Origin of the sequence: Rhodococcus sp. NPDC060090 (assembly GCF_042729855.1) — a bacterium.
Lineage (GTDB): Bacteria > Actinomycetota > Actinomycetes > Mycobacteriales > Mycobacteriaceae > Rhodococcus.
On the sequence record NZ_JBHWXB010000011.1, the window covers coordinates 136,087 to 154,734 of the forward strand.

The window sequence follows — 18,648 nt, forward strand, 5'->3', positions numbered from 1 at the left end:
GAACACGACAATCACGATCGTTACGTCTATGTACCCGCGCCGATGCCGCACTCGGTCGAGCGGCATAGACTGGTGTGAATCGGACAGTACGACGCCGGAGGCAGCGCGGCGTCGAACCACGCAAGGAGGTGCATCGTGCTCTACCTGCTGGCACTCATAGGTGCGGTGACGCTCGCCTTCCTGTTGTGGAAAGCCTTCGGACCGGATCTGACCCACACCCCGTCGCGGGGCCTCGGCCCGGACGATGATCCGGAATTCCTCTGGAAGGTCGATCGCGAGGTCCGCCGACGGCACACCGACGAAACCGGTCGGGCCGATGGCAACCCTCAGGAAGGCAACGACTGAGGTCAGGCCCCTGCCGGCCGTCCGAAACCCGATGCCACTTCGGCGGCGAGCCGGAGTAGAGCGCGGCGCGTACCGGGTAGCAATCGCTCGAGGTCCACTTCGGCGCCCTCTTCCAGATGTGGGTCGAACGGCAACAGGTGCACCGCACGGCACCGCTGCTCGAAATGCCCCACCACACGGTCGAGGTCGACCTTGCCCGATTTCGGGCGAACAGAATTGACCACCGCGACCGACCCACTCACCAGATCGCGGTAGCCGTGTGCGTCGAGCCAGTCGAGGGTCGCCGACGCACTACGCGCACCGTCCACCGAACCCGAACTGATCACCACCAATGCATCGGTGTTCTCCAGGATCGCGCGCATCGCAGAATGCATGAGTCCTGTGCCGCAATCGGTGAGCACGATGCTGTAGTAGCGCTCGAGCAGCGCCAGTGTCCGTTCGTAGTCCTGCGCGCTGAAGGCTTCGGAGACCGCAGGGTCGCTGTCGGAAGCCAACACTTCGAGACGATGCACATTCTGCGAGGTATAAGCCCTGGCGTCGCTGTATCGCTCGATATGCGCCTCGTCGCGCAGGAGAGTCCGCACGGTGGCAGCCGTCTCTGTCGGCACCTTCTGGCTCAGCGTGCCGCGGTCGGGATTCGCATCCACCGCGACCACCCGATCGCCCCGCAATTCCGCGAACGTCGAACCCAGGGTCACCGTCGTGGTCGTCTTGCCGACACCACCCTTGAGGCTGAGCAACGCGATGCGATAGCACCCGCGCAGTGGTTGCGAGACCTGGTCGGCGAGTTCCCTGCGCCGTTGGTCTCGCGCGCTGTCGCCCACGTCGATCCGTCCACCGGACGCGTGGAAGAGCGCCCGACGCCATCCTCGTTCGGGCGCGGGCGTGGCCCTGCGGACGAGTAGCGACGAGTCGAGATCCCGGGCCGACAGACTCCCGGTATCTCGGTCCGACAGGCTCGTCTCAGCTGTCCGGCCGGATCCTTCCACCATCCGCGTTCCCCCCGATCGCAGTTCCTCACATCGCCGAGGACGATAGCAGTGGTCAGTTCAGACCGGCGTACGAGTGCAGTCCGGACACCACCATGTTGATGATGAACAGGTTGAACAGCATCGCCACAAAACCCGCGATGTTGATCCATGCAGCGCGCGTATTGCGCCATCCCGACGTCGCGCGGGCGTGGAGATACGCGGCGTAGATCACCCAGGTGATGAACGAGACCGTTTCCTTGGGATCCCATCCCCAGAATCGCCCCCAGGCGGCCTCCGCCCAGATGGCGCCGAGAATGATGCCGATGCCGAACAGCGGGAAGCCGATGATCGTGCTCCGGTAGGCGAGACGGTCGAGGATCTGGGCGTCGGGCAGCCGCGCTGCGATCGCGCCCAGCACGCCCTTCTCGGAGCCCTCCGGATGCCGGATCCGCAGCAGGAACAGCAGGCTCGCCGCACCGGCGAGCAGGAAGATGCCGCTACCCACGCTGATGATCGTCACGTGGATCGGCAGCCAGAACGAACGCAGGGCAGGCACGACAGGCGCGGCATCCGCGTAGAGCACGGTCGCGGCCAGGAACATCAGCACCGCCACGGGGGCGAGCACGTACACCCACAGCATGCGGTAGGCGGGCTTGCGCAGCATCACCAGACCGAACACGGTCGCGGCCGCACACGCCATCGCCACGAACTCGTACATGTTGCCGAGCGGGAACCGTTCGGTCGCCACGCCGCGGAGCACGATCGACGCGATCATCAACCCCGCGGCCACCACGACGAGGGCCCGGCCCATGTTGCCGAGTCGCTCCGAGAGCGTTCGCCCGGTGGTGTTCTGCACGCGCCCCGGCCCCGACCGGACGGACGATCCGGCGCCACCGGCCGAGACGAGCTCACGTTCGGCGACGACCTTCGAGCGGTAGCTCGCATACTCGGTCACGATCAGGAGCATGGCCAGCACCACCACGGCGAACGCCGCTTCGAAGCTCCAGTCGCTGTACTTCGCGAGGGTGTCGTTCAACGTCATGCCTTCTCCTCCTGTGCCCCGGTGCCGGGCACACGGTTGCCTTCTGTGTTCCCACCGAGAAGCACTGGGTTCTCACCGAGAAGCCGGGAGACCAACCGGTCGAACTCGTCGCCCCACCCGGCCTGATCAGTGCGAGCTAGGCCACCGAGTTCTACTACAGTTCGTCGTTCACCGTCCGATACTGTACCCGCCCGATAGACGCGCACCCATACCCTTCGTCGTTTGACCAGGAGGGACAGCAGCAGGCCCGCCATCATCGCGACCGCGGACACCAGCACCCACGACTGGAACGGGTCGTGCGAGACCTGCAGATTGACGAAATCGACCGCGCCGTCGAACCGCACCTCGGTGCCGTCCGCCAGCGAGACGCTCTCCCCCGGCTTCAGGTTGACGCGCTCCTGCTTGACCAGCCGGCCCTGGTTGATGAGTTCTGTGTTGAGCGAGAACAACGACTGCGGGCTCCCGGTGTCGAGACCGGAGTCACCCTTGTAGATGTCGATGGCGACGGCCGGGTCCAGCATCGCGGGGAACGCCGACGACAACAATGTGCCGTGGAACGCCGCGGTCGGCGCGAAGAGCCCTTCGAGCGCGATCTGGTTCTTTCGCCGTTCGTCGGCGTCGGGGAACATCCCGCCGGGCGGATCGAACCGCATCGCGCCGCTGCTCAGGAAGCTCGTGGCGTCCTCGGGTGCCCACTGCAACGTCTCGGTACGCGTCTCGCCGTTCGGCCAGGTGACCGTGAAGGTGGGCGCGTATCCGTGGCCCTGCAGGTAGACGCGGTCGCCGCCCACGCGGAGGGGATGGTTGACCTTCAACTGCTCGTCGCTCCAGATGTTCGCCGCAACGTCGCTCCCGTACTGATATTCGATGTTGGAGGTGAACATCTCGGCCTGACCGTTGTCGAGATAGTCGGCGGTGAAGTCTTTCACCCGCACACAGATCGGTGTCAGTCCCGTGCCGTCGAGTTCGATACCCGCAATGAACGAGTCGAACGAGGCTGGCGATGTGGTGCAGAACTCTTCACCGTTCGCGACGAGGATGCGCTGACCTTCGTAGCCGAAGAGCTTGCCGAGGGCGACGGTGGCGAGCAACGCGACCAGCGAGATGTGGAAGACCAGGTTCCCTGCCTCGCGAAGATATCCCTTCTCCGCCGACAGTGTCAGCTCGTCATCCCGGCCCTTCGTGGCCCCCTCGCGACGCTCGACGCGCCACCCGCGCAGTTCGCCTCGCACGCGCGCGATCACCGCATCGGGTTCGTCGTCGACCGTGGTCTCGACGTGATGCGGCAGACGGGAGAGGTTGCGCGGCGCCTTGACCGGTCGGGCCCGCAACGCGCGGTAGTACTCGGCGCAGCGCGGCAGAATGCATCCGATGAGCGAGATGAACAGCAAGGCGTAGATCGCGGTGAACCAGAAGCTGCCGAACACGTCGAACAGCTCGAGCCGGTCCATGAACTGTCCGAGAGTCGGTCGGGCGGCGATGTATTCGTCGACCTTTCCGACATTGAGGTTGCGCTGCGGCAGCAGTGCACCGGGAATCGCGGCGAGCGCCAGGAGGAACAGCAGCACGAGCGCCGTGCGCATCGATGTCAGGCCGCGCCACGTGTTGCGTACGAACGCCACGGCGCGTCCGACCGGGCTCTGTTTCGGGGCGCCGGGCGGTGGCGCGGAGGTCTGCGTGTCGGTGGCCGTCATCTGTTGTTCGGCGCGGATACTCCCTCCTTCACGAGGGAGAGGAAACGCCGACCTCCTTCCGAAGGGGTGGGGCTGCGCCGAGCAGCCGAAACGGCCCGAGCACACCTGTCGGTAGGTGCGGATACGTAGATCACTTGGGGTCCGCCTCCTTCGGGAGTGGTTCGGATGCCGTCTGAACTGGGAACTCCTGCCCTTCAGGCAGGGGGAGACGTTAAACCGGCAAAGTCACGTCCGAGATGAACGAGTCACGCACCCAGGACACGAACAGGTCCCACGCGCCGGTGACGAGAGCGATACCGACGGCGATCAGCATGATGCCGCCGAACAACTGGATGGTCCGAGCATGGTTCCTCAGCCATCCCACACCCCGCAGCGCCCGTGCCGAGCCGAACGCGAGGACGACGAACGGGAGGCCGAGCCCGATGCAGTACGCCACGATGAGCGTCACGCCTCGGGCTGCAGTGGCCCCTTCTGTGCCGGCAGCGAGCGAGATCACACCCGCGAGAGTCGGTCCGAGACACGGCGTCCAGCCGAGCGCGAACACCGCACCGAGCAGCGGCGCACCGGCCAGACTCGAGATCTGCTTCGGAGCCGTGCGGGTGTCGCGTTGCAACGCAGGAATCAGGCCGATGAACACCATGCCCATGACGATGGTGACCACCCCGCCGATCCGCATCAGCAACTCACGGTTGACCGACAACAGGGAAATCGCACCGAACACCGACGCGGTGGCCAGGACGAACACCACGGTGAATCCCGCGACGAACAGCCCGGCCGCCCCCGCGACACGCAGTCGTCCGTCGTCGCGCACCTTGGTGGTACGCGTGCCGGCCTGCGCGGCAGTGACCGCGGGTGTCTCTGCCCCGACCACACCCGCCAGATACGACAGGTAGCCGGGCACGAGCGGAACCACGCACGGCGAAGCGAACGACACCAGGCCGGCGAGCACGCACACACCCACCGCGAGAAGCAACGGGCCGGACGCTGCGACGTTCTGGAAGGTCTCGCCGACCCCCGATGCAAGGAGTGTCATTGCTACTGTTCCTGCCTCGGCTCGGCCGCGAGGCGCTCGACGACCGGTTGCAGGTCGCTCGCGAGGAGCTCGGTCAGGTAGACCGCCGCGACCCGGTGCTCACGATCGAGGACAACGGTGGTCGGCACAACCGATGTCGGATAGTTGCGACCGAGGGCGAGCAATGATCGCATGGACGGGTCGTAGATCGACGGATAGCCGACCTGCTGGTCGACCACGAAGTCCTGTGCCTTGTCGCGGTGGTTGTCGCGGACGTTGATCCCCAGGAACGCGACCCCGAGGTCCTTGGTCGACTGATAGACCTCTTCGAGGTCGTCGGCCTCGTTACGGCACGGCGCACACCACGCACCCCACACGTTGACCACCACGACCTCGCCCTCGAAGTCGTCGAGGGAGATCGTCTGCCCTTCGTTCATGAGGTCCTCACCCGTGAGCGTGCCGAGGGTGCCGCGGTCCGCGGGCGGATCGTAGAAGATACGGGTCTCGCCGCCGGGTGAGACGAAATCGAAGGTGCCGCCGGTCGCGACCGCGTCGGTGCCCGTCGCGCAGGAGGACAGGAGTACGACGCCGCACAGCAGTGCGACGATCGTGTGGACCGCTCTTTTCATGCGCCGTGGACGTTCGGGTCGGACGCGCCGGCGGGCTCGGAGTAGACCAGGTCGACGAGGGTGTCGCCCTCGTAGACGAGCGACGTGAGAGAGGCGAGGCTGCACTGCCGGTGACGCGGGTCGTGCCACAGGCGTTCGCCCTCTAGGAATCGGCGCAGCGTCCACACCGGCAGCTGGTGACTCACGCACACGGCCTCGCGACCGGCCGCAGCGACACGCGCGGTATTGACTGCGGCCAGCATGCGATGCGCGATCTGCAGGTACGGCTCGCCCCAGGACGGGGTGAACGGGTCGCGCAGCTTCCACCAGTGACGCGGGCGGCCGAGCGCACCGTCGCCGACAGCGACCTTGAGCCCCTCGAAATCGTTGCCCGCCTCGATGAGGTTCTCATCGGTCCGGATCTCGAGGCCGTGCTTCTGCGCGATCGGCGACGCGGTCTGCTGGGCACGCTCGAGCGGCGAGGCGACGACGTGCGCGATGTCGTGGTCGGCGAGTGCGGCCGCAACGGCCCGTGCCTGTGCTTCGCCGGTGACCGACAACCGGAAACCGGGCAGGCGGCCGTAGAGGACACCGGACGGGTTGTGCACCTCACCGTGCCGCAGCACGTGCACGATGGTGCGGATCTCGGACGGGGCGGCTTCGGTCACGTGCGTGTCCTCAGGTCGATGAAGGCGGGTGGGTGGCGGTGTCTCTCGCAGGTCAGGGTGCAGTGGCGGCCGCAGCCGCCTTCGCTGCGTGCGGGAGGGCATCGGCGATTCGGGAGAACGCGGTGTCGTCCAGAACTGCTGAGACGAACCACGTCTCGAATGCGCTCGGAGGCGCGTAGACGCCGTGTTCGAGCAGGGCGTGGAAGAACGAGGGGAATCGCCATGTCTGTGCGGCCTTCGCCTCGTCGTAGTTCGTGACGGGGTCCTCGGTGAAGAACACGCTGAGCATGGTTCCTGCGTTCTGGATGCGGTTCGGGACGCCCTCGGCGGTCAGTGCGTCGCCGAGGAGCCCGCCGAGGGTCGCGGCGTTGCGCTCGAGCGCGGCGTACACATCGGCGTCGGCAGCGCGCAGACTCGCGAGACCGGCCGCGACAGCGACGGGGTTACCGGACAACGTGCCGGCCTGGTAGACCGCACCGGACGGCGCGAGGTGCGCCATGACGTCGGCGCGGCCACCGAACGCGGCAGCGGGCAGACCACCGCTCATGACCTTTCCGAATGTCATGAGGTCGCCCGCGACACCGTCGATGCCGTGCCAACCGGTAGCGCTCGCACGGAAACCCGTCATGACCTCGTCCATGATCAGCAGCGCGCCGTGGTCGCGGGTCAGCGCACGCAGGCCCTCGTTGAATCCGGGTGCCGGCGGGACGGTTCCCATATTGCCGGCGGCGGCTTCGGTGATGACCGCGGCGATCGCGCCGGGGTGCGCGTCGAACGCGGCACGTACGGCATCGAGATCGTTGTAGGGCACGACCAAGGTGTCCTCGGCCTGTGCCCCGGTCACGCCGGGCGAGGTGGGCAATCCGAATGTCGCGAGTCCGGAACCGGCGTCGGCGAGCAACGCGTCGACGTGACCGTGATAACAACCCGCGAACTTGATGATCTTCGTGCGTCCGGTGAATCCGCGCGCGAGGCGCACCGCACTCATCGTGGCCTCGGTGCCGGAGTTGACCAGCCGGACCTGCTCGACCGGGGCGATGCGGGCGACGATCTCCTCGGCCAGTTCGACCTCACCGGCGGTCGGGGCACCGAAGGACAGACCCGATGTCGCGGTGGTGCGTACGGCCTCGACGACGGCAGGATGCGCATGTCCGAGAATCAACGGACCCCACGAACACACCAGGTCAACGTAGGAATTTCCGTCGACATCGGTGAGGGTGCAGCCGGATCCGGAGGCGATGAAGCGCGGCGTTCCGCCGACCGAACCGAACGCGCGGACCGGGGAATTGACCCCGCCGGGTGTCACCTTCGACGCCCGGGTGAACAATGCCGCCGAAGCGGCGTCGTGGACGGAGGAAGCAGCGGGAGTCGCAGTCACGACGTCCAGTGTCCCAGTTTCCCCGGATTTGCCAAAAAGCCGATCGGTGTGCGATGAGCCGCTGTGATGCGCGTCTCACGGCGAAATTCCGCCCTTACCGAGCGGTCATGAAGCCACACAGGACGGCGTCGCGGCCATAGGGTCGAAAGCATGGCGACTACAGGTGAACATCTGAGCAAGGCCCTCGACGGTGCATGGCACAGCGCACGCGACCGCGCCCGGACGAACATGGCCGATCCGGCTTTTGCACCGCACTACACCCCTGACCTGGAACAGGCCCGCGAGATCACCCTGAGGCAGATGCGGCTGCTCGCAGAGCACGGGTACGCCGCGTCCGGTTTCTCCGTCGAGTCCGGTGGCACCGGCGATGTAGGCGGCGCCGTCGCCTCGATCGAGATGCTGGCGATGTCCGACCTGTCCTTGATGGTCAAGGCCGGTGTGCAATGGGGGTTGTTCGGCGGAGCCATCGAGAACCTCGGCACGAAGCGTCACCACGACAAGTACATCTCGCCCCTGATCAACCTGGATCTGCTCGGCTGTTTCGCCATGACGGAGACCGGTCACGGCAGCGATGTGCAGGCCCTCGAGACGACCGCGACGTTCGACCCGGCCACCGACGAGTTCGTCATCCACTCACCCACGGTGTCGGCGCGCAAGGACTACATCGGCGGCGCCGCGCAGCACGCGAAGATCGCCGCGGTCTTCGCTCAGCTCGTGACGAAGGGCGAGTCGTACGGCGTGCACTGCTTCGTCGTTCCCATCCGCGACGACGACGGCAGAGACCTTCCCGGCGTGACCACCTCCGACTGCGGCCACAAGGGCGGGCTGCCGGGGGTCGACAACGGCCGGATCGTCTTCGACAACGTGCGGGTCCCGCGCGAGAACCTGCTCAACCGGTACGCGGACGTCGAGGCCGACGGCACCTACGCCTCCGACATCGAGAGCTCGAGCCGCCGGTTCTTCACCATGGTGGGCACTCTCGTTCGTGGCCGGGTCACCGTCGGTGGATCGGCAGGCGCTGCTGCCCGCGTCGCGCTGTCGATCGCGACGCGGTACGCGCTGCTGCGTCGTCAGTTCGATGCCCCGGGCAGCGACGACGAGGTGCTTCTGATGGACTACCTCGTCCACCAGCGACGGCTGCTGCCGCACATCGCGAAGTCGTACGCGCTGGGGTTCGCTCAGAACGAGCTGATCTCCGTCATGGACCGTATCCAGTCGATGCCGTCGACAGAGGTCGATCCGCAGGAGCAGCGCGAGCTCGAAGGGCGCGCTGCCGGTCTCAAAGTGGTCAACACGTGGCACGCGGCGCGCGCGATCCAGGAGTGTCGCGAGGCATGCGGAGGCGCCGGCTACATGGCCGAGAACAGGCTGACGGCGCTACGTGCCGATGTCGACGTGTTCACGACGTTCGAGGGCGACAACCACGTGCTCACGCAGCTCGTCGCGAAGGAGCTTCTCACGGCGTATGCCGACGAGGTACAAGGGATGAGTCCGGTGGAGTGGATGCGCTTCGCCGCCGACACGATCTCCGATGTCGTGAAGAAGCGCACCGCGGCACAGCAGATCATCCAGACGATCCTCGACACCCGCCAGGACAACGAGGAGGACGGCAGCCTCTTCAACCGCGGCACCCAGTTGACGATGTTCGAGGACCGCGAGCAGTACCTGCTCTCGACTGCCGCGCGGCGACTGCAGGCCGCCAACAAGCGCGAGGACGATCCGTTCGACGCGTTCAACTTCGTGCAGGACCACGTGCTGCACGCGGCACGGGCACACATCGACCGGGTCGTCCTGGAAGCGTTCGTCGCGGCCATCGACGACTGTGGGGACGAGAGCGCGTGCGATCTGCTCTCCGACCTGTGCGACCTGTTCGCGCTGACCGTCATCGACGAGGACAAGGCGTGGTTCATGGAGCATCGGCACCTGTCGGTCGAGCGCTCCAAGGCGGTGCTGCGCGGGATCAACGAGCGCTGCCGTACGTTGCGGCCGCACGTGACGACTCTCGTCGAGGGGCTCGGTGTGCCCGAGTATCTGCTCGGATCGGCCATGCTCGACCGCGAGGGAGCCGCTGAACCGGCCGTGTGATCAGGGCTTCAGGCGCCGACCAGCTCGCCGAGATTCGTGCGGAGCCGGTCGGCGTCCTTGGCCCACGCCCGCACGAACGTCCCACCACGAAGCCGCAACCCGATGTCGGTCCGCCCACGCGGGGTGTTGGCCAGCTCTCCGAGTACGCGGGCGGTCTCCCAGCGTTGCGGTTCGTCCCACGTGTCCATCGCCGGCGGAAGCACCGCCTCGATATCGCTGACGTCGAGTTCCTCGGTGCCCTGGCGCAGCACGGTGCGGGTGAGTTCGACACTGACGTGGCGACGCGCCGCAATTACCATGACATAGGCGAATCCTGCGAGCACGATCGCGAGCACAGGCAGCGCGATCCAGTGCACGACTGGGCCCGTCACGAGTTCGACGATCAGCGCCACTGCACAGAACACGGGCCCGATCGCAACCGTGCGCCACCTCGCACCCGGCTCGTGGAACAGCAACTCGGACGCGTCTCGTGGTTCGGTTGCCTCGGTCAAGCGGTGAGCGCCCCGGGAATCACGATCAGCAGCGTCGTCACCACACCGAGTACGGCAATCAGACCGATCAGCACAAGTTCGCGACGACGGCCATAGGGCCGGGGTTCCACCTGCATGACGTCCTCACACTCGACGGGCACGACCGATGCCGCGGCCGCTGGGTGAGCCCACCGTACTCCGTGCGCCCCGGTGCGCAAACCCGGGTGGCGTGGGGATCAGTTCTCCGGCAGCCGTAGAAAATACGCGTTGGACTCGCGCCGATGCATGAGCACGATCGCACCCACCGTCAGCACGGCCTGAACGATGGAGATGATGCCGAGCGCGAGCCCCGATCCGCCGGCACCTGCGCCCACGCCGAACACCGTCGGTAGCGTCGAGAGGGTCATGAACACACCGATCATGGTCAATGCCATGCGGGCCCAGTTCTTCCCCTTGCACATCTTCCGGACGGCGAGATAGAGCAACCCGACGATCGCCATCCCGAACACGACCGTGAGGATCACCACCATCGGCACCACGGCGTCGAGATCCGCGCGGGAGAGTTCCTGCGTACCCGTGTCTGCCGTCATCTCGACCATCATGTCGACGAGTTCGCTCCGCCCGCTCCAGAGATCGAAAGCTCCGAACAGCAGGGTGACCACGGTGAGAAGCAGGACTCCGCACCACAATTGGTAGGCGGTGACGATGTCCTGCGGGGTCGGCCGGTCGACAGGAGTGGACGGGTCGGGGGTCGGCGGCAACGGAAAGCTCACGACAACGTCCCCGCCACTTCGGCAGCCCAGTAGGTGAGCACGATGTCGGCACCCGCACGCCGGATTCCGAGCAGCGATTCGACGATCGCGGCGTCGCGATCGATCCAGCCGTTCGCTGCCGCCGCCGTGATCATCGAGTACTCACCCGAAATCTGATACGCGGCAACAGGAACCGGAGACCGATCCGCAACCTCCCGCAGAATGTCCAGATACGACATGGCCGGCTTGACCATCACCATGTCGGCACCCTCGGCGAGATCGAGATCGAGTTCGTACAGCGCCTCGCGTCGATTCGCCGGATCCTGTTGGTATGTGCGGCGATCGCCTTCGAGCGACGAGCCGACCGCCTCCCGGAAGGGTCCGTAGAACGCGGACGAGTACTTTGCGGTGTACGCGATCTGTGAGACGTCGACGTGACCGGCTGCGTCGAGCGCCGCCCGGATCGATGCGACCTGCCCGTCCATCATGCCGCTGGGGCCGAGCACATGAGCGCCCGCTTCCGCCTGCGCCACAGCCATTTCCGCGTACCGCTCGAGGGTCGCATCGTTGTCGACCACGCCTGATGCCGCGAGCACCCCGCAGTGCCCGTGATCGGTGAACTCGTCGAGACACGTATCGGCCATGATCACCGTCGAGTCACCGAGTTCGCTGCGCAGAGCAGCGAGCGAACGGTTGAGCACTCCGTCGGGATCCGTTGCGCCCGAACCACGCGCGTCCTTGTCTTCGGGTCGTGGGACACCGAACAGCATGAGGCCACCGACACCGGACTCGACGGCAGCGGTCGCGGCGGCGAGCAATGAGTCGTCGGTGTGCTGGTACACCCCGGGCATCGACGGGATCTCCCACGGCTCACTGCGGCCGTCGGCGACGAACATCGGAAGCACCAGGTGCCGAGGCTCGAGCGAGGTCTCCCCGACCAGGCGACGCATCGCCGCAGTGGTACGCAATCGGCGGGGACGGATATCGGGGAACATGTCGTCAGGACCCTTTCGAAGCTGGATACAGGTCGTGCGCGGTTCCAGTAGCGGCTACTACCGGAACCGCGCACGAGTGGGTCAGCGGCGGGCGCGGGACTTCTTGCGCGGCGGGGGCAGAGCACCCTCGGCACGCAGTCGCGCAGCGTGCTCGGCGAGGGCCTCGACCAGCGGCCCGACCTGCGCGGTCTCGGGTCGCACGTCCACCCGCAGTCCGAATTCGATCGCGGTCTCCGCGGTCTTCGGACCGATGCACGCGACGATGGTGCGCGCATGCGGCTTGCCTGCGATACCGACGAGATTTCGGACCGTCGACGACGAGGTGAAGCACACCGCGTCGAAACCACCGGTCTTGATCATCTCGCGGGTCTCCGCCGGCGGCGGCGCGGCCCGGACGGTGCGGTAGGCGGTGACGTCGTCGATCTCCCAGCCGCGCTCACGCAACCCTTCGGCGAGGGTCTCGGTCGCGATGTCCGCGCGGGGCAACAGCACCCGGTTGACCGGATCGAACACATCGTCGTACGGCGCGAACTCGGCGAGCAGGCCCTCCGACGACTGTTCACCGGTCGGAACGAGTTCGGGGGTGATACCGAACGAGCGCACCTTCTCGGCGGTCGCCTGACCGACGCATGCGATCTTCACGCCGGAGAATGCGCGAGCGTCGAGACCGAACTCCTCGAACTTCTCCCACACGGCGCGCACCGCGTTGGTCGAGGTGAACACCACCCACTGGTAGCGACCGTCGACCAGGCCCTTGACGGCCCGCTCCATCTGGGCGGGGCTGCGCGGAGGCTCGACGGAGATGGTCGGCACCTCCATCGGGATGGCTCCGTGCGAGACGAGACGGTCGCTCATCTCACCCGCCTGCTCCTTCGTCCGCGGCACCAGCACGGTCCAGCCGTACAGGGCACGCGATTCCCACCACGACATCTTGTTGCGCTGCGCTACGACCTTGCCTACCGTCACGACCAGCGGTCCGACGAACTCGGAGCCGGCGTCGTTGAGGGTCGCCAGGGTCGCTTCGACGGTGCGTTGCTGACGCGTCGTGCCGCGCACCGTGATGGCGGCGGGGGTCTGCGGAGCAACGCCGTGCTCGACGAGTGCGCTCGCGGTCTCGGCGAGATGCCCGGACGTCGCGTGCAGCACCAGCGGGCCGGGGGCCGCAGCCAGCGCCGCCCAGTCGACCTCACCGCGGACGTCGGCCTCGGTGTGGGACGAACCGAGCGCCATACCCGCGTAGCTGGGAACCGCAGAACCGGAAGGCAGCCCGGGCAGCACCTCGAACACCACCTGGGTCCGCGCCACAGCGTTGACCTCGGCGATCACGGAATCGGTGGTCAGTGGATCGCCCGCGACGAGACGAACCACGTCGTGGCCGTTCTTCGCCTCCGCGACCAGGGTCCTGGCCACTTCTGCGGGTTCACCCAGTGCGGGGCGCACGTCGGCGATCGGCTCGCCCGTCTCCGGGTGTGTGCCGAGGTCGGTACCGACCAGAGCGACGACGTCCCTGTCGACGTCGGGATCGGTGAAGGCGATCGTGGCACCCGTCAGGACGTCGCGCGCTCGGACGGTGAGCAACGCCGGGTCGCCTGGACCCGACCCTACGAACAGGATCCGTCCGGGAGTGTTCTTACGGACTCGGCTCATCGGTTGTTCTCCAGTGCAATCAAATCTGCGGTAAGGGAAATTCGGGGCTGAACAAAATGGTCAATCATCGGCGGCCCACTGTTCGTTGTCCACGATCAGTTCTTTCGCACCGAGGTCGAGGAGTTCCCGGGCCAGTGCCCTGCCGAGCTCCTCTGCGCGGTCGGGTGGGCCGACGATGCTCGCGCGGAGCACATCCGACCCGTCGTGTGCGGCCGCGCACCCGCGTACGGACAGCTCCTCGAAGACACGGCCGTCGTCGTCGAGCGACTCGACGATCTCGGCGATCGCGCCGACCGGCGCGGTGCATCCGGCTTCGAGTTCGGCGAGCAAGGCACGCTCCGCGACGACCGCCGCGCGGCTCGACGGATCGTCGAGTTCTGCGAGGACCTCGATCAGGGCGGTGTCCTCGGCGCGGCACTCGACTGCGAGTGCGCCCTGGGACGGCGCCGGCAGCATCTGCACCGGTTCGAGGGCTTCGGTGACCCGATCGAGCCGCCCGATCCGCGACAGCCCTGCGCGGGCGATGACGATCGCGTCGAGCTCACCGGAATCGACCTTGCCGATACGGGTGTCGATGTTGCCGCGCAGCGGCTCGAGCTGCAAACCGAGGCCGAGCGCTGCCAGCTGTGCGCGGCGACGTGGCGCGGACGTGCCGACCTTCGAACCGGGGGGCAGTTCCCCGAGTACCAGTCCGTCGCGAGCGACGAGGGCATCGCGTGGATCCTCGCGAGGAGGAACGGCCGCGATGACCATGCGCGGATCCTGCTGCGTGGGCAGGTCCTTGTACGAATGCACCGCCAGGTCCACTTCGCCGGCCAATAAGGCCTCGCGTAGTTCCGCGGTGAACACACCGACACCGATGCGCTGTACGGGCCCGGGCGTGACGTCGCCCTTGGTCGTGATGATCACGAGTTCTGCCGGATGTCCGGCCGAGATCAGGGCGTCGCGAACAGTGCCTGCCTGGGTGGTGGCGAGCACACTGCCGCGAGTACCGATGCGCAATGTGCGCTGCTCGCGCGGTGCGTCGATCCGGGTGGCTTCGGCGCTCATACCTTGCCGTCCTTTCGTGGAGCACGAAGCTCCGTCGTGATGACCGAATCCAGTGCGGCGGACAGATCCACCGCCGTGGTCGGGTCGGTCAGTGACCCCAGTTCTTTCGTCGGGGTCGCAACAGCCTCGACTGCCCCCGGTCGCAGTTCGAACAATTCCCGCAACGCCTCGGCGTACTGGTCGCCACCCGGCGTCGACGCGAGCTGCTTCACCCGCACGGTCGGTGCGTGCAGCAACTTGTCGACGACCCGCCGCACGGTACGTGCGACCTCGTCGCGCTGAGCGTCTTCGAGATCGGGCAGCCGCGAATCGAGACGCAGGAGTTCTCCCTCGACGACCTCCGCTGCACGCTGACGCAGCGCCGTCACGGTGGGTGTCACCTCCGCGAGCCGCTGTGTGGTGAGGTATCCGGCGAGTTCCGATGCCACGATCGCGCGGGCGGCCTCGGCATCGTCGGAGGCGGCACCGGCAGCCGGGTCGTTCTGCAGTGCCTCCATGTCGAACACGGTCACGCCGGGAAGTCCTGCAACCGCGGGTTCGACGTCTCGCGGCAGTCCGAGATCGCAGATCGCCAGCGGGCGTTCGCCACGATCCGACTGCGCGAGGGCGCGGTGGGCGTCGGCGAGGGTGACGACCGTACCGACCGCTCCGGTACAGGTGACGGCGACATCGGCCTGAGCCAGCGCTACGGACAGGTCGTCGAAATCGACGACCTCGGCGTCGACACCGTTTCCGTGGGCCGTCGCGGCGAGACGCTCGGCACGGTCGCGGGTGCGGTTCGTGAGGATGATCTTGGAGATGCCCGACCTGGTCAGGTGTGCCACGGCAAGACCGCCCATCGCGCCCGCACCGATCACCGCGGCAGTTCGCCCGCGCAGTCCTTCACCACCGAACAGTGCACCGGCCTTGTCGAGTGCAACCGACACGACGGACGCACCGGCCGAATCGATCCCGGTTTCCGAGTGCACCCGCTTACCGACGCGCAACGCCTGCTGGGCGAGTTCGTGCAGCGCACGTCCTGCGGCCTGCTGGGCGTCGGCGGTCGCGTAGGCCGTGCGGATCTGCCCGAGGATCTGCTGCTCACCGACGACCATGGAGTCGAGGCCGCTGGCAACCGAGAAGAGATGTTCCGCAGCGGCTTCGCTGTAGCGCACGTACGCGTGCTTGTGCAGATCGGCGAGGTTCAGTCCGGCGTGTTCGGACAGCAGTTCGCTGACTTCGGCGAGCGCACCGTGGAAGGCATCGACAACAGCGTAGATCTCGACGCGATTGCAGGTCGAGACGATCATCGCCTCGGAGATGTGATCCGACGCCATCATTTTGTCGGTCAGCTTCGGCCGGTCGGTGTCGGCGACGGCCACCTTCTCGAGAATCGACACCGGGGCACTTCGATGCGAAATGCCGACGAGGAGAACACTCACGGGGCAATCACCGATCCGTTTCTGGCCACGGCCGAACCCAGCGGGTTCGCCTTGCCTGTTCTGGATCGCCGAGTCGGACTCGGCGTGGACACCGCGGACCCGAGTGGGCCGCAGGGTGACGGGACACCCGCCGCGTGTGCTCCCCCGGCTGCCCGGAGAAGTTCGTCGTTTCGTGCGCTGTTGAACGAGAGCACCTGCATCTCGACCGCGAGGTCGACGCGGCGCACCTCTACCTGCTCGGGCACGTCGAGTTCGATCGGCGCGAAGCTCAGGACACTGCGAACACCGGAGCTCACCAGAAGATCGCAGACGGACTGTGCAGCATCCTCCGGTGTGGCCACGACCCCGATCGTGGCGCCCAGTTCACGAGCGTCGGATTCGAGCCGGTCCACGCCCCGGACCACGAGATCGCCCACCGTTTCCCCCACCAGGGCAGGGTCGGCGTCGAACAACCCCGCGAGAGTGAAGCCACGGCGATCGAATCCCGGATAGCAGGCGAGTGCGCGACCGAGATTTCCCACCCCGACGAGGACGACGCGGTGGCCGCGATCGAGTCCGAGCGCATTCTCGATGCGTGTCTGGAGGCGCAGGACGTCGTATCCGACACCGCGCACTCCGTTGGGTCCGAGAAAGGAGAGGTCCTTACGGAGCTTCGCCGAACCCACTCCTGCCGCCCTCGCCAGTTCCTCACTCGAAACGATGAGCGTGCCGGCCTCGGAGAGGCTTCCGAGGACCCGCAGATAGTTCGCGAGACGCGTCACAGTAGCCTGTGGAATATCCCGATATTGAGAACTGGGAGCGACACGCTCGCCACTGGGAGTGGCACCCTCGCCGGTCCCGGCGGTGCCGCGGGCATTGTCGCCCTGCGGTGGGTGCGGTTGCGTCACGTTCGTGGCTCCTCGTCCGGCCGGTGGACACGTCCGGCCTCACGGTGATCCGGGATTTCGTCCTCACCACGGTAACCGCTTGTGAAGCCATGCACAAAGTTGCTCGAAGGCCCTCGAATGTGCTTCCCACCTGCGTCACGGCCGAGTATTACGGGGTCATCGGGCGAGATCGGCGCGCAATCGTGGCTCGTCGACCTCCCAGTAGCTGTGCTCCCTGCCGTCGAGGAGCACCACGGGTAGCCGGTCTCCGAACTCGGCCCGCAATTCAGGGTCGGTGGCAGCAGCTTCGTCCACATCGATGCAGGTGACCTGCAGCCCGTACTCGGCACACAACGCCTCGAGGAGAGTGCGCGCAGGCCCACAACTACCGCACCCGGCACGAACCAGGAGCGTCACCTCATGAGCGGATGCAGGGGTCCCGGCCGCGCCGGAGTGTCGATCTGTCATGGCCTCCACTCTGCGACATCGACCCCGGAGACGAAGGTCACACCCACGGATCGCCCGAACGTCGAACCCTGATAACGCATCCACCACGGGCTACTCTTGCGGCGGGTCGTGCATTGGGCTGTGACGATGCGGTTGCACGACCGTCACGACACGGGAGGTGCGGGTGCCTGAACGTTCGTTTCCATACGGGCGGGGTATGGGTGAGACGTGGGCGCGCATCATTCGCCCCGGCAGGCGTCTTCTGTCCCGAAAATTCGGCCCGAGCGAAGAAGAGGTACGTGCGAATCTCGCCGGCGAGGCGAGCGCCGACGCCGCTCTGGCCCTGCACGGCGCCCGAAGCGAACCCGCGATCGACACCCGTTCCGACACCGAGACCCGCGGCGCAACCGACCTGACCGCAGCAGCGTTCTTCGACGTCGACAACACGATGGTGCAAGGCGCGTCGATCATCCACTTCGCCCGCGGCCTCGTCGCGCGAAACTACTTCCGTAAGACCGACCTCTTCGAGTTCGCGTGGCAGCAGGTGAAATTCCGGGCCACCGGCAAGGAGAACAGCGACGACGTCGCGAGCGGCCGCGACAAGGCCCTCTCCTTCGTGCAGGGCAGATCCACCGAGGAACTCCGGCGGCTCGGCGAGGAGGTCTACGACGACATCATCGCCGACAAGATCTGGCCGGGCACCCGCATGCTCGCGCAGATGCATCTCGACGCAGGTCAGCAGGTGTGGCTCGTCACGGCGACCCCAGTCGAACTCGCCGACGTCATTGCCAAACGCCTGGGTCTGACGGGCGCATTGGGCACCGTTGCGGAGTCCGAGGACGGTGTGTTCACCGGCCGTCTCGTCGGCGACATCCTGCACGGACTCGGCAAGGCCCACGCCGTGCGCGCCCTCGCGATCCGCGAGGGTCTGAATCTCAAACGTTGCACCGCGTATTCCGACAGCCACAACGACGTGCCGATGTTGTCGCTGGTGGGCACGCCGGTCGCGATCAATCCCGACCCCGATCTACGACAGGTAGCGCGCACCCGGGGTTGGGAAGTACGGGACTTCCGCACGGCACGCAAGGCCGCGAAGGTCGGTGTGCCGACGGCACTCGGCCTCGGCGCGGCGGGCGGCGCGGTCGCCTTCGTCCTCGGGCGACGCCGCGACAGGGCTGCCTGACCACACCCCGGCCT

General features: G+C 66.8%; 18 protein-coding genes. 3 read left to right on the forward strand and 15 right to left on the reverse strand.

Going from position 1 to position 18,648, the window contains the following annotated elements; all coding sequences use genetic code 11:
* The first annotated feature begins 135 nt into the window (after positions 1-135).
* The gene (locus tag ACFWCF_RS16635) at positions 136-345 is read left to right on the forward strand and encodes a hypothetical protein (RefSeq protein WP_378490273.1); all 210 of its coding nucleotides are present in this window, start codon (positions 136-138) and stop codon (positions 343-345) included.
* A 2-nt stretch (positions 346-347) separates the two neighbouring features.
* Here the strand turns inward: ACFWCF_RS16635 and ACFWCF_RS16640 are convergent, their stop codons facing one another.
* From ACFWCF_RS16640 to hemL, 7 genes are all read right to left on the reverse strand, one after another.
* On the reverse strand, positions 348-1,337 hold the full coding sequence (locus ACFWCF_RS16640) for a MinD/ParA family protein (RefSeq protein WP_378490272.1): 990 nt from the start codon (positions 1,335-1,337) through the stop codon (positions 348-350).
* 52 nt (positions 1,338-1,389) lie between these two features.
* A complete protein-coding gene (gene ccsB / locus ACFWCF_RS16645) occupies positions 1,390-2,358 on the reverse strand; it encodes a c-type cytochrome biogenesis protein CcsB (protein ID WP_378490271.1) in 969 nt (322 codons plus the stop codon).
* Positions 2,355-4,052, reverse strand: a complete 1,698-nt coding sequence (locus tag ACFWCF_RS16650; RefSeq protein WP_378563320.1) for a cytochrome c biogenesis protein ResB — start codon at positions 4,050-4,052, stop codon at positions 2,355-2,357. The genes ccsB and ACFWCF_RS16650 overlap by 4 nt, the downstream gene beginning before the upstream one ends.
* Before the next feature lie 211 nt (positions 4,053-4,263).
* Positions 4,264-5,085: a cytochrome c biogenesis CcdA family protein gene (locus tag ACFWCF_RS16655; RefSeq protein WP_378490269.1), complete on the reverse strand. Its 822-nt coding sequence runs from the start codon at positions 5,083-5,085 to the stop codon at positions 4,264-4,266.
* A 2-nt stretch (positions 5,086-5,087) separates the two neighbouring features.
* Positions 5,088-5,693: a TlpA disulfide reductase family protein gene (locus tag ACFWCF_RS16660; protein ID WP_378563323.1), complete on the reverse strand. Its 606-nt coding sequence runs from the start codon at positions 5,691-5,693 to the stop codon at positions 5,088-5,090.
* Positions 5,690-6,340, reverse strand: a complete 651-nt coding sequence (locus tag ACFWCF_RS16665) for a histidine phosphatase family protein (RefSeq protein ID WP_378563326.1) — start codon at positions 6,338-6,340, stop codon at positions 5,690-5,692. The genes ACFWCF_RS16660 and ACFWCF_RS16665 overlap by 4 nt, the downstream gene beginning before the upstream one ends.
* Before the next feature lie 52 nt (positions 6,341-6,392).
* Positions 6,393-7,718, reverse strand: coding sequence for a glutamate-1-semialdehyde 2,1-aminomutase (gene hemL, locus ACFWCF_RS16670; protein ID WP_378563329.1), 1,326 nt, complete (start codon positions 7,716-7,718; stop codon positions 6,393-6,395).
* 150 nt (positions 7,719-7,868) lie between these two features.
* Between hemL and ACFWCF_RS16675 the strand changes: the two genes are divergently transcribed.
* Entirely contained in the window at positions 7,869-9,803 is a 1,935-nt protein-coding gene (locus tag ACFWCF_RS16675) for an acyl-CoA dehydrogenase (RefSeq protein WP_378563332.1), read from the forward strand.
* 8 nt (positions 9,804-9,811) lie between these two features.
* On the opposite strand, the gene ACFWCF_RS16680 is transcribed toward ACFWCF_RS16675, so the two are convergent.
* The 8 genes from ACFWCF_RS16680 to ACFWCF_RS16715 form a co-directional block, all read right to left on the reverse strand.
* Positions 9,812-10,294, reverse strand: coding sequence for a hypothetical protein (locus ACFWCF_RS16680; protein WP_378563335.1), 483 nt, complete (start codon positions 10,292-10,294; stop codon positions 9,812-9,814).
* A 215-nt stretch (positions 10,295-10,509) separates the two neighbouring features.
* Positions 10,510-11,046, reverse strand: a complete 537-nt coding sequence (locus ACFWCF_RS16685; protein ID WP_378563338.1) for a hypothetical protein — start codon at positions 11,044-11,046, stop codon at positions 10,510-10,512.
* Positions 11,043-12,020 (reverse strand): porphobilinogen synthase, encoded by a 978-nt coding sequence (hemB, locus tag ACFWCF_RS16690; RefSeq protein WP_378490262.1) that lies wholly within the window; start codon positions 12,018-12,020, stop codon positions 11,043-11,045. The genes ACFWCF_RS16685 and hemB overlap by 4 nt, the downstream gene beginning before the upstream one ends.
* 81 nt (positions 12,021-12,101) lie before the next feature.
* The gene (locus ACFWCF_RS16695; RefSeq protein ID WP_378563341.1) at positions 12,102-13,667 is read right to left on the reverse strand and encodes a uroporphyrinogen-III synthase; all 1,566 of its coding nucleotides are present in this window, start codon (positions 13,665-13,667) and stop codon (positions 12,102-12,104) included.
* Positions 13,668-13,727: 60 nt separating this feature from the next.
* The gene (gene hemC, locus ACFWCF_RS16700) at positions 13,728-14,717 is read right to left on the reverse strand and encodes a hydroxymethylbilane synthase (RefSeq protein ID WP_378490260.1); all 990 of its coding nucleotides are present in this window, start codon (positions 14,715-14,717) and stop codon (positions 13,728-13,730) included.
* Positions 14,714-16,138 (reverse strand): glutamyl-tRNA reductase, encoded by a 1,425-nt coding sequence (locus ACFWCF_RS16705; protein ID WP_378490259.1) that lies wholly within the window; start codon positions 16,136-16,138, stop codon positions 14,714-14,716. The genes hemC and ACFWCF_RS16705 overlap by 4 nt, the downstream gene beginning before the upstream one ends.
* The gene (locus ACFWCF_RS16710) at positions 16,135-17,025 is read right to left on the reverse strand and encodes a redox-sensing transcriptional repressor Rex (protein WP_378563344.1); all 891 of its coding nucleotides are present in this window, start codon (positions 17,023-17,025) and stop codon (positions 16,135-16,137) included. Before ACFWCF_RS16710 ends, ACFWCF_RS16705 begins: the two co-directional genes overlap by 4 nt.
* A 156-nt stretch (positions 17,026-17,181) precedes the next feature.
* On the reverse strand, positions 17,182-17,472 hold the full coding sequence (locus ACFWCF_RS16715; RefSeq protein WP_378563347.1) for a glutaredoxin family protein: 291 nt from the start codon (positions 17,470-17,472) through the stop codon (positions 17,182-17,184).
* Between the two features lie 196 nt (positions 17,473-17,668).
* Here ACFWCF_RS16715 and ACFWCF_RS16720 point away from each other — a divergent pair, with 196 nt between their 5' ends.
* A complete protein-coding gene (locus ACFWCF_RS16720) occupies positions 17,669-18,634 on the forward strand; it encodes an HAD family hydrolase (RefSeq protein WP_378563350.1) in 966 nt (321 codons plus the stop codon).
* Positions 18,635-18,648 lie beyond the last annotated feature (14 nt).